The sequence below is a fragment of the Nocardia asiatica NBRC 100129 genome (genome assembly GCF_000308415.1).
Lineage (GTDB): Bacteria > Actinomycetota > Actinomycetes > Mycobacteriales > Mycobacteriaceae > Nocardia > Nocardia asiatica.
The window spans coordinates 1-11808 of record NZ_BAFS01000408.1 but is presented as its reverse complement, the minus strand read 5'-3'; the positions used below and the strand labels follow the sequence as shown (position 1 = coordinate 11808).

Genomic DNA, 11808 nt, shown 5'->3' with positions numbered 1-11808 from the left:
CTGAACCTCGGCATGAACGAGGTCGTCGCACGTGCGCTGGCGGACGAGACCGGTAACCCGGGTTACGCGGCCGATACGCGGGCACGCTTCCGGGCTCAGTATCGCGAGACCGTGCTGGGTGATCCGTCCGGTGCGGTGCCCGAGGACCCGTGGGAGCAGTTGCGGGCGGCCATCGGCGCGGTGTTCCGGTCCTGGGATTCACCCCGGGCGCAGACCTACCGGCGCAATCGCGGCGTAGCCGGAACCCCGGGCACCGCGGTGACAGTGCAAGCCATGGTCTTCGGAAATCTGGACGGGGAATCCGGCACCGGTGTGCTGTTCAGCCGCAACCCGAACACGGGGGAGCCCGCGGTGTTCGGCGAATGGCTGGTCGGCGGACAGGGCGAGGACGTGGTCTCGGGCCGGACCACCCCCCGACCGCTGGACGAGCTGGCCGTCTCCCTGCCGGGGGTGCACCGAGAACTCCTCGCCGCGGCCGATCTGCTGGAACGCGACGGCCGCGATATCCAGGACATCGAATTCACCGTCGAATCCGGCGTCCTATGGCTGTTGCAGTCCCGCCCCGCGAAACGCTCGGCCCGGGCGGCCGTGCGGGCCGCGGTGGGCATGGCCGAGGAGGGACTCATCGGCACGGACGAGGCGCTGCGCCGGGTCACCGCCGAACAGGTGCGCGCCGTGCTGCGTCCGGCGACCGGTGAGTACACCGGAACCCCGCTGGCCAATGGCGAATCCGCCTGTCCCGGCCTGGCATCAGGCGTCGTCGTGAGCGATCCGCACGAGGCGGAACGCCGCGCGGAGGCCGGTGAGGACGTGATCCTGGTGCGTCCCACCACCAGCCCCGACGATCTGCACGGCATGATCGCCGCTCGGGGGATCGTCACCGGGTCGGGCGGTGTCACATCGCATGCCGCGCTGGTCAGCCGGGAGATCGGCAGGCCGTGCGTGGTCGGCTGCGGTGCTGATGTCGTCGCGGCGCTCGTCGGCAGGGTCGTCACCGTGGACGGGGGCGCGGGCGCGGTGTGGCCGGGCCGGGTCGAAGGCGGAGCCGTCGACGCGAGCACCCTCGCGGATGTCGGCCGGTTGGCCGGCTGGGCGGGCGCCGACGTCGACGGCTTGGCGGCGTGGCTGGACGCGCGCGCGACCGACGGCTCGACGCGGCAGCAGGCGGAGCCCGGGGCTGAGGCGACCGAGATCCCGGAGCTCGATCTGCTGCGGCTGATCGGGATCAAAGGCCGCGCCGCCCACGACGCGCTCGGCGCGGGCATCGGTGCGGCGGTCGAGTCCGTCGCCGCCCGGTGCGAGGAGTTGGTGGCTCGGGGCCTGTGCGCCGCGACGCCGATCGGCGTCCGCCTCACACCTGAAGGCAGACAGCATCTGGAGGGCTTGCTGGCGGCGGAGCGACGGGCGGTCGACCGGGCGGAGATCGCCTCCGTCTATGCCGAATTCTGCGCTTTCAACGGCGATCTCAAAGAAATCGTGACCGCGTGGCAGATGAAGGATCCGGCCACTGTCAACGACCACGCCGACGCCGAATACGACGGCGCGGTCCTGGCCCGGTTGAGCGAACTGCACCGTGCCGCGCAGCCGCTGCTGCGGCGGATCGGCGAGGTCGCGCCACGGCTGGCTCGTTACCCCGCCCGGTTCACGCAGGCGATCGAGCGGATCGCGGCCGGAGACCACGCCTGGGTCGCGCGGCCGGTGCTGGACAGCTATCACACCGTGTGGTTCGAGCTGCACGAGGACCTGATCGGATTGTGCGGCCTGAGCCGCGCCGACGAGGCGGCGGCCGGCCGTGCCCACTGAGACCGCGGGCGACGACCGGTGGGTGGAGTTCGCCCAGATCGACAACGTGCGCGATCTGGGCGGGCTGCCCGTGCGGGGCGGGGGAACCACCCGCTTCGGAATCGTCTACCGTTCCAGCACGCCGCAGCATCTCACCGAAGCCGATCTGGCGAAACTGCTCGGGCCCATCGCCCTGCGCACGCTGATCGACCTGCGGTTGCCCGACGAAGTGGAGCGCGAGGGCTACGGACTGCTGGCCACCGCCGACGTGCGGCGGATCTGCCTGCCGGTGCGGAAGTCGCCGCGATCCTCGCTGGCGGCAAGGGATCTGGTTCCGGACGCCAGCCGCGTGGATCTGGTCGACCTCTACGGCAAGCTGCTGACCGGCAGCGTCTCGTCCATTCTGGCGGCGGTCCGGCTGGTGATCGACGCGGGCCGCCACTCGGTGCTGTTCCACTGCGCCGCGGGCAAGGACCGCACCGGTGTGCTCGCAGCGGTGCTGCTCGACGCGGTCGGCGTGCCGCCCGAGGCGATCGCGGTCGATTACGCGCTCACCGGTGAACGCATGCAGCGGGTCCGCGACCGGCTCGACGCGCTCGCGTCCTACGCGGGCCTGCCCCCGGTGAGCACCGGCATCCTCGGTGTCGAAGCCGAAGTGATGCGGCGCTTCCTCGCCAACCTCTCCGCCGCACACGGCGGCGCGGCCGAATGGTTGCTGGCCAGCGGTCTACGCAGGGACGAGCTGGCTCGCCTGCGCGAAGTGCTGGTCGTGTCAGGAGCGTGATTCGCGCCGGCGCGCGCGGACGGGAGGTCATCTGCTCCACGGGTTCGGCAGCTCCGTCCGGCGTGTCGCTAGAGGTTTGCCTGAGGTCCCGGACTTGAATGCAAGCGGCTGGTCGACAAACGCCGCGAACATACTGGAGGTCGAGATCGTGATCCGGCACTCGCTACTTTTCCGGGGCAGCCGGCGCACCGGGCTGGCGCGCGGTGCGATCGGCGGCGTGGCGCTCGGTCTGCTGCTGGCGACGACGGCTACGGCCGAACCCCTGTATCCGACGCCTGATCCGGACCCGTTCTATGCCGCCCCCGCGGATCTGGCCGCACACCGACCAGGGGATGTGCTCGGTGTGCGGGCACTGCCACCGCTGGGCATCTTCCCCGGCTCCACCGTCACGCTGGTCAAATTCCGATCCACGAACTCACGGGGAGCGCCGATCGCCGCGACGACCACGGTCCTCACTCCCGTCGGCCGGCGACCCGGCGGACCACTGCTGTCGTATCAGCATTTCATCAATGCGCTCGGCACCGATTGCGCGATATCGCACAAACTGTACGGCGACGATCTCAACCTGATGGCGACCATACCGAGCTTGAACGTGGTGCTGGCACAGGGCTGGAGTGTCGCGCTGCCGGATCACCTCGGACCGCAGTTCGCTCTGGGGGCCGCGCGTTTGAGCGGGCAGATCGTGCTGGACGGCATCCGGGCGGTGCGGCGGCTGCCCGCGCTCGCCGCGCCGGACAGCCCGACCGTGCTGGCCGGTTACTCCGGCGGCGGCCTGGCCACGGGATGGGCGGCCGCGCTACAGCCGACGTACGCCCCCGAGCTCGGGCTCGCGGGCGCGGCGATCGGCGGCGCCCCGATGAATATGGTGACAATGGCCGAGGCGCTGGGCTTGGACCCGCACCCCTCGTTCGGATTGGCCATGGCGGCGGCGATCGGGTTGGAGCGTGAGTACCCGGACCGGCTGCCGATCAGCTCGTATCTCAATGCGCGCGGCCGCGAGGTGGGTGCGGCCATGGCCAACGCTTGCAGCAACGAGATTCTCACCGCGGGCGTCGGCGGCAGCGCTCGGGACTACGTCACGAGCACGTCGATCTTCGACAGCCGCGACGCGCGGTCGGTGGTGGAGGAGAACAGCCTCGAACTCGCCGCCGCGGTACCGGAAACGCCGATCCTGGAGTGGCATTCGTCGGCGGATCAGCAGATTCCGGTCGATGCCATCGAGAACACCCTCCGCCGCTGGTGCGCGGCAGGGGTGCGGGTGCAGACGATGGTGGTGCCCCCGGTCGGACTGCAGCCCGCGCTCGAGCACTTGGCCCCCGCGGTACTGGGCGCACCCGCGGTGCTGCTATGGCTCGAAGCCCGGGTTCGCGGAGAACCCGCCCCGACCAACTGCTGATATCGGTGATTCTCCCGGGCGGTCATTCTGCGTACCCGGTCCGGAGACGAGCGAGCGGGCCGGTGGATGACCATCCACCGGCCCGCTCTGGTTCGCGAACCGTCAGGGCAGCAGCTTGGATTTCAACGCTTCGAGTGTCGCGCCGTCGATGCCGAGACCCTCGGACACGAACCGGTCGAACGATCCGAACGAAGCGTCGGCCTGGTCGAAGGCGGCGTCGAGGAATTCGCGGCTGACACCGAGGATCGGTTCGAAGAGTGCGGGATCGGTGACCAGCCCCTTCGCCACGAGGCCGTCCATCAGCGCCTTGTTGCCCGCGGCCAGGTTGTCGTTGGATTCCAGATAGTCCTTGTACACCTGACCCTTCGGGACGCCCAGCGTCGTCATCAGGATCGCGGTCATCCAGCCGGTGCGGTCTTTGCCCGCGGTGCAATGGAACAGCACCGGTCCGTTCGCGGTCGCGATATCGCGGACGGTGGCCCCGAACTGTGCGCGAGCCGTGGCGTCGGTGACCAACCAGCGGTAGTAGTCGCGCATGATCCCCGCGGCCTTGCCGTCACCCAGCATCTGCTGCTGCACCGCCGGGCCGCCCTGCACCGCCTTGCCCACCATCACGTAGAAGTCGTTGGCCGGGTCGTAGACCGGCCGCGCGACCGCGGGAATCGACGCGGGAAGCTTGTCGGGGTTGGCCCCGGACTCGGTGGGGCTGCGGAAATCGATCACCTTGGTGATGCCGGAGGTCACCAACTGCTGCTGGTCGGCGGCGGTGAGTTTGTCCAAGGCGTCGGTGCGGAAGACGACGCCCGTACGCAGTTTGCCGTTGCCCTGGGTGGGATAGTCACCGATATCCCGGGCATTCGGCGCGGTCGACAGGTGCATGGAACGGTCGTGCACGGTATGCACGAGCGCAGGCCCTGCCGAAGCGACAGTGGTGGACGGGAACACGGCGATCAATGCGGCGGCGACACCGGTCATCGCACCGCGAATGGCACGCGAAATCGTCACTGGATCATTCCTTCCATAGGTTGCGGCCCGGCGACGCCGAGCCGACATACAACCGGAGTGCGCGACTCCGGCCACAACTCAGGCGTCGAGCAAGGTGACGGTGCCCGCCGACCCGTCCACCCGCACCCGCTGCCCATCGGCGAGGCTGGTGCTGGCGGCCTTGGTGTCGACGACGCACGGGATGCCGAATTCCCGGGCCACGATGGCGGCGTGCGAAGCCGAGCCGCCGATGTCGGTGACCACGGCGGCGGCGTAGGCGAACATCGCGGTATGGCCGGTGTCGGTGACCGACGCGACGAGGATGTCGCCCGGCTCGATGTCGTCGTCGAGGGACAGCACCCGTTTCACCGTGCCCTCCACGATGCCGGGGCACACCCCGGTACCGGTCAGGCTTTCTCCGGGCGCCAGAGCGCCCGCGTCCGGCAGCGGCGCCCAATCACCGGCGATCACATCCGGCATCCGCACACCCCGCAACCGGGCCAGCTCCGCGCGTCGCCGTGCTACGCGCTCGGCCAGGTCGGCCGGGGCCCAGAGGATTTCGTCGAGCGTGAGGAAGCAGGCGTCCTCGGCCTGCGCCAACCGCCCGGCCCGGATCAGCCGTTCCGCCCGCTCCCGCACGGCGAGGCGCAGGCAGTGGGTGTACCGGACGACGGCGTCGCGGACGCGTTCACGCGCCGTCGTCGCTCCCGCCGCCATGCGCGCGGTGCGGCTAGGCGCGGAGTCGACCGGTTCCCGCTTGGGCGCGGGCAGCTCCGCGGCCCGTGCGGCGGCGACCACCAGCAGCTCGGGCCGGTCGCCGAAGGTCGGGTTCAGCAGCTCGCACTCGCCGGGTCCACGATGCCCGATCCGGCGCAGTTCCTCGTCCAGCGCGGTGGAGAAGGCCGGGGAGACCGCTCGCGCCACGGCGACGTCACCCGCGTGCGCCGCGTGGTGCAGCGCGGTGTCGGTGCGGCACAGTGCGGCCAGCCGTTCCACGGCGAGCATGGTCCTGGCCGATTCCAGCCGTTCCAGGTCGATGGGCACGACCGCCGCGTCCTTGCCGCGGGCGTGGATGGCCGTGGCCGCGCCTGTCATCATCACGCCGATGGACGCCGCCGCCCAGGACTGGTTCAGCCGGTCCCGCCACAGCAGCGCGCGGGCGTGCAACTGCTCATCCGTGAGTTCGCGGATGGCGGTGGCGCCGAGCGCTTCCCGATGCGCCGCGGCGTTGATCCCGTCGGTGGTCTCGCGGTAGCGCAACGCGGTGCGCAGCACCCGGGCGGCCGCGCGCCAGGTGGCGCGGGTACTGGCGAAACCGGTCGGGGTGGGCGGTTTGCCGTGCGGAGTCAGCGAGATCTCGGCGGGAATGTTGCCGTATACGTCGCGGCGGATGCTCTGCTCGTCCCAGCCGGGCATGTTCTCCGCGGCGAGCACGCCGATCGAGGCGTTGATGTAGATGTGGTGGCCGAGCACCGTGGTGACCCGGCTGGTCCAGTGCTCGAGCGCGATGCCGTCCAGGGCGATCATCCGGCCCATCGCGGCGTTGGCCAGCCGGATCGCGCCTGCCTGCAAGTCCACCGTCAGCGGTGTCAGCGGTCCGGGCAGCGCCTCGGAGGTGTTCGTGGCCGTGTGCACCGGGTAGGCCGGGTCGACGCGATCGTCGAACTCGCCCTCCAGACCCTCCGGCGCCACCGAGACCAGGGCATGACCGTCCGACGTACCGGCGCGGGTCGGTATCAGATACCCGGGCAGCGGGATGGCACCGGGCCGGGTGACCAGGTCGTCGCCGTCCCATCGGCGGCCCGCCAGTCCGCGGACGATGTCGGCGGCCACTTCGGAGGCGGTCCAACCGCAGTGGAAGCGCCATTCTTTCTCGGCGGCAGTCGTACTCACCTGCGCGGCGGACGACCGGGTGCGGGAAACCCAGCGCAACCCCCGGTGTCCCACCGCCTCGCGGATGCGGCGCGCGTCCTCACCGGACACCACACCGGGCGCGGCGAGTTCGACGATGCCGGTGCGCGCGGATCCCGCGGCCAGCACCAGGAAGCGTTCGAAGTCGTCGGTGTGGAGCAATTGGAACCCGCCCGGCCGCCGGGCAGTCAGCAGTGGCAGCAGGATTCGTCGGCTCGCGCGCTCGATACGCCTGCCCGCGACCGGCGCGGTGCGCACGATCAAGGACTTCGCCCCACTGGCTCGTACGGCGTCCACGGCGACCGCGTCCGAACCGGCGACCACCGTAATCACGATCCGCGCTCCGGCGTCTCGGGCGGCGACCGCGATCGCGTCGAGCGAGCCGCCCAGGTGCACGACCGTCGCGCAACCGTCGACGGCCCGCGCGCAGAGCGCCGGATCCGCCGGGTCACCGGTGATCACCTCGACCCGAGGGTCGACGTACCGGTGCCGCGCACGGTCCAGCCCGACGACTTCGTAACCGGCGGCCAGCATCATGCGCGCCACGGCGCGACCGCTCGGATCGGACACTCCGGTGACCAGGATCCGCATGAACTCTTCCTCCTCGCTGACGCCGGGACGTGACGCCGTTCACACACCATCGCGAGCGGAAACCGCCGCGACGGCCCGCAGTCCCGATCACCGGGACCGCGGAGTCGCTCACCAAGATGGGCGAGCGGTTCCCGCGAGCCGCGCGGGAAGGTCGGCACATGAGTGATCGGAATTCGGTCGCGCCTCGGGACGCCGCCGAGGTGCGCGCGTACGACATCGAGACCGACGTGCTGGTGGTCGGGTACGGATGCGCCGGGGCGGCCGCGTCGTTCGAGGCGGCGCGGGCGGGCGCGCGGGTGCTGGTGCTGGAGAGGATGGGTGGCCCCGGCGGCGCCTCGGCGCTCTCGGGCGGCGAGATCTACCTCGGCGGCGGGACGCCGATCCAGCGGGCTTGCGGATTCGACGACGATCCCGCCGCCATGGCCGCGTTCCTGTGCGCGGCGCTCGGCCCGGGCGCGGACACGGACAAGATCGCCCGCTACAGCGCGGACAGCGTCGCGCATTTCCACTGGCTCGCCGAGCGCGGTGTGCCGTTCAACCCCACGCTGTGGGACGAACCGGCCTGGGTACCGCCCACGGACGACGGGCTCATGTGGCTGGGGGAGAACAGTCTGCCGTTCTCCGGGTTGGCTACGCCCGCCCCGCGCGGCCATCGCCCGGCCGCCGCCGGCTTCGGCGGCAAGCTCCTGATGGACCGCCTCGCCGGGGCCGCCCGATCCGCCGGTGCGACGGCGCTTTTCGACACCAAGGCGATCTGCCTGATCGTCGCGTCCGACGGTACGGTCGCCGGTGCGGTGGCCCGGCGGTACGGCGCCGAACTGACCATCCGGGCCCGCCGCGGCGTAGTGCTGACCACCGGCGGATTCGTGGACAACGACGCGATGGTGGCCGCGCACGCGCCGAAATTGCTGGGCCACACCAAAGTCAGCGCGGGCACCGACGACGGCAGCGGTATCCGGATGGCGCAGGCGCTCGGCGCGGGTGTGCGGCACATGGCCACGGGCCAGGTCGGCATCGCGCTCGTTCCCGGCTTGGCCGCGCGCGGCATGGTGGTGAACGGGCACGGGCAGCGATTCGTCAACGAGGACACCTATCCCGGCCGGATCGGCCAGGCGGCCCTGTTCCGGCACGGCATGTGCGCCTGGGTCGTGCTCGACGAGCGGGCCTTCGAGGAGGTGCCGGAACGACAGCGGTGGGGCGCCCGGCCCACCCACGTGGCGGAGACCGCCGCGGAGCTCGCCGACCTGATGGGCGTACCAGCCGCCGCGCTGGCCGACACCGTTCGCCGCTACAACGATTTCGCCCAGCGCGGTGCGGATCCCGAATTCGGGAAAGCGGCGCGCTGGGTGCGCCCGCTCACGCCACCGTTCGCCGCGATCGATGTGCGGGCGGGGGTGCGGCCCCCGGCGGAGACCGGTGATCGCCGCGGCACCGGCGCCTCCGTCTTCACCCTCGGCGGTCTGCACACCTCACTCGACGGCGCCGTGCTCGACATCGATGGCGCCCCGATCCCCGGACTGTTCGCGGCGGGCCGGGCGGCCAGCAACCTGCACGGCGAGGGCTACATCAGCGGCACCTCGCTCGGCGACGGCACCTACTTCGGCCGCCGAGCGGGCGTCGCCGCGGCCCGCGACGCCTGATCCGGGCGAGGTTCCGGTCATCGGGATGGATCGGAACCGACTCCGCCGCACCGGCCTAGCGTCGACAGAACGGGACTACGAGGAGGACTACCGGATATGACCAACAAGGTGCTCGATCGGGTACGGGATCTGCTGCCCGCGATCCGTGAGCGAGCCGCCGACGCCGAGCTGCAGCGCAGAGTGCCCGAGCAGAGCATCCGGGAGCTGACCGAGGCGGGGGTGTTCCGCATGCTGCAACCGTCCCGTTTCGGCGGCGAGGAATCCTCGCCGATCGCGTTCTACGAGGTGATCCGCGCCATCGCCACCGCGTGCCCGTCCACGGCGTGGGTGGCGTCGGTGCTGGGCGCCCACCCGTGGCAGCTGGCGCTGTTCCCGCCGCGCGCGCAGGAGGACGTGTGGAGCGCCGATCCGGACACCCTGGTCTCGTCGTCGTACGCGCCGACCGGCAAGCTGACCCCCGCGGAGGGCGGCTTCGAGATCAGCGGTCGCTGGAGCTTCTCCTCCGGATGCGAGCACGCCCGGTGGGCCTTCCTCGGTGCGGTGGTGCCGGACGGTGACGGGGGAGCGGAGTACCTGACCGTGCTGGTGCCGTGCGCCGACTACCGTATCGAGGACGTCTGGCACGTGTCCGGACTGTCCGGCACCGGCAGCAACGACATCGTCGTCGAGCACGCGTTCGTACCGGCCCACCGGACCTACCGCGCCAGCGAGCAGGCCGAGTTGCGTGGGCCGGGCCAGGAGGTCAATACCGCCCCGCTGTATCGCATCTCGTTCGGCGCGGTGTTCTCCAACACCATCACCGCTCCCATCATCGGCGCCGCGCAAGGCGCCTACGAAGCGCACCTCGAGCGCATGCGGGAGCGGGTGCGGATCTCCTACGGCGGACAGAAGGCCGCCGAGGACCCGTTCGCGCACGTCCGGGTGGCTCGCGCCGCCTCCGAGATCGACGCGGCCGTGCTGCAGATGGAACGCAACATCGGCGAACAACTGCGTTACGCCGAAGCGGGCGAGGAGATTCCGCTCGAGCTGCGGGTCCGCAGCCGCCGCGACCAGGTGCGCGGCACCGAACGCGCCATCGAGGCCATCGACCTGCTGTTCGACAACTCCGGCGGCCATTCGATCCGCAAACCCAACCCGATCGAACGGCACTGGCGCGACGCGCACGCCGGGAGCGTGCACGTCATCAACGACATCGAGCGCGCACTGGTGCTGTACGGCCGCAACGCGTTCGGACTGCCCGTCACCGATCGGATGATCTGATGACGCTCACGGCCGAGAGCACCACGCGCCGGAGCCGGGCGGGCGGGCTGACGCTGCGGTACCACGAAGCCGGATCGGGCGCCCCGCTGGTGCTGCTGCACGGCTCCGGACCGGGTGTCTCGGGCTGGGCCAACTTCGGCGCGAACCTGCCCGCGCTGGCCGGGCGTTTCCGCTGCCTGATCGTCGATCAACCCGGCTTCGGCGCCAGCGACCGACCGGAGGTCTACGAACGAAACTATCTACGCATCTCCGCCGACGCGGTGCTGAGTTTGCTCGACGACCTGGACCTGGAGTGCGCGCACCTGCTGGGGAACTCGATGGGCGGCGCGGTCGCCGCACTGCTGGCGCTGGAACATCCCGAACGGGTCGATCGGCTGGTGCTGATGGCGCCCGGTGGCGTCGGGGTGAACGTGCTCGGGCCGGAACCGTCCGAAGGCATCACGCGGTTGCTGGAGTTCAACGCCGAACCCACCCGGGAGCGTCTGCTGCCGTGGCTGCGCACCATGGTGTCGAATCCGGCGACGCTGACCGACGAGCTGATCGACGCCCGGCTGGTCGCCGCCTCCGATCCGGCCGCCGTCGCGGCGCTGCGCGACGCCTACGCGACCTTCGCCGATCCCGCTCTCGCCGAACCGATTCCGCTGTGGGCCCGGTTGCGCGGACTGCGTGCGGAGACGCTGATCCTGTGGGGCCGCGACGATCGGGTGACGCCGGTGGAGGCGGCGCTGTTGCCCGCGCGGCAGATCCCGAACGCCGATCTGCGCGTCTTCGCCCGCTGCGGCCACTGGGTGCAGATCGAGCGCAAGCCGGCGTTCGAGCGGGCGGTCGCCGACTTCCTCACCGCCGGGCTCTGATCGCGCACGCCGATCAGACGTCGTGATCCCGGACCCAGCCCGCGATCTGGGTCCGGGAGGTGAAGCCGAGCTTGGTGAGGATGTGCTCGACGTGGGTCTCCGCCGTGCGCACCGAGATCACCAGGTCGGCGGCGATGCGCTTGTTGCTGTGGCCGGCCGCCACCAGCCGGGCGACGTCCTTCTCCCGCCGGGTGAGGACGTCGGCCGCGGCCTCGGACCCGGCCGGAGCGGGCCGGGCCGGTCGCGCCGCGGCGTAGACGCGGCCCAGCGCGTAGTCGATCGCCTCCTCCAGCGGCAGCGCCGCGCCGCTGTCGAAGATCTCTTGGAACGCCTTCTCGCCCAGCGCCTCCCGCACCTGGTTTCGCATCTTGTCACCCAGGACGCCGGTGATGGCGTGCGCGAGGCGTACCGTGCTGCGCGCGAGGATCTCCGCGGCGCCGAGCAGGCGCGCGGCCCGCTCGTAGTCGGCGCGCGCGACCGCCGTCCACGCCAGCCCTTCGAACGCCGAGGCCAGCCAGACGCATCGGTCGAACAGACCGAACAGCTCGATGGACCTGGCGAGGTACTCGGTCGCGACATCCTGGTCGCCGCGCCGCCAGTGGTCCA

The 11808-nt window shown here is 71.1% G+C and carries 9 protein-coding genes; 6 read left to right on the top strand and 3 right to left on the bottom strand.

Annotated elements, in window-relative coordinates:
* From ON27_RS45030 to ON27_RS30715, 3 genes are all read left to right on the top strand, one after another.
* A partial coding sequence (locus ON27_RS45030; RefSeq protein WP_083887902.1) for a pyruvate, phosphate dikinase occupies positions 1-1803 on the top strand: 1803 nt, incomplete at its 5' end.
* Complete coding sequence (locus ON27_RS30720; protein WP_051047139.1) at positions 1793-2566, top strand: tyrosine-protein phosphatase; 774 nt, start codon at positions 1793-1795, stop codon at positions 2564-2566. The genes ON27_RS45030 and ON27_RS30720, both read left to right, overlap by 11 nt.
* 193 nt (positions 2567-2759) lie before the next feature.
* Positions 2760-3962: a lipase family protein gene (locus ON27_RS30715; protein WP_043735580.1), complete on the top strand. Its 1203-nt coding sequence runs from the start codon at positions 2760-2762 to the stop codon at positions 3960-3962.
* A 102-nt stretch (positions 3963-4064) separates the two neighbouring features.
* On the opposite strand, the gene ON27_RS30710 is transcribed toward ON27_RS30715, so the two are convergent.
* Both ON27_RS30710 and ON27_RS30705 read right to left on the bottom strand, forming a co-directional pair.
* Entirely contained in the window at positions 4065-4967 is a 903-nt protein-coding gene (locus tag ON27_RS30710; protein WP_245560366.1) for a tyrosine-protein phosphatase, read from the bottom strand.
* A 78-nt stretch (positions 4968-5045) separates the two neighbouring features.
* Positions 5046-7448, bottom strand: a complete 2403-nt coding sequence (locus ON27_RS30705) for a PEP-utilizing enzyme (protein WP_043735574.1) — start codon at positions 7446-7448, stop codon at positions 5046-5048.
* A gap of 158 nt (positions 7449-7606) precedes the next feature.
* Here ON27_RS30705 and ON27_RS30700 point away from each other — a divergent pair, with 158 nt between their 5' ends.
* The 3 genes from ON27_RS30700 (at position 7607) to ON27_RS30690 (ending at position 11202) form a co-directional block, all read left to right on the top strand.
* Positions 7607-9088, top strand: coding sequence for an FAD-dependent oxidoreductase (locus ON27_RS30700; protein WP_043735578.1), 1482 nt, complete (start codon positions 7607-7609; stop codon positions 9086-9088).
* A 96-nt stretch (positions 9089-9184) separates the two neighbouring features.
* Positions 9185-10348 (top strand): 3-hydroxy-9,10-secoandrosta-1,3,5(10)-triene-9,17-dione monooxygenase oxygenase subunit, encoded by a 1164-nt coding sequence (hsaA, locus tag ON27_RS30695; protein ID WP_043735572.1) that lies wholly within the window; start codon positions 9185-9187, stop codon positions 10346-10348.
* Positions 10348-11202 carry an alpha/beta fold hydrolase gene (locus ON27_RS30690; protein WP_043735570.1) on the top strand — a complete coding sequence of 285 codons (855 nt, stop codon included), beginning with the start codon at positions 10348-10350 and terminating at the stop codon, positions 11200-11202. The genes hsaA and ON27_RS30690 overlap by 1 nt, the downstream gene beginning before the upstream one ends.
* 13 nt (positions 11203-11215) lie before the next feature.
* On the opposite strand, the gene ON27_RS45445 is transcribed toward ON27_RS30690, so the two are convergent.
* Positions 11216-11808 (bottom strand): helix-turn-helix domain-containing protein (locus tag ON27_RS45445; protein ID WP_043735568.1); only part of this gene is annotated, 593 nt, incomplete at its 5' end.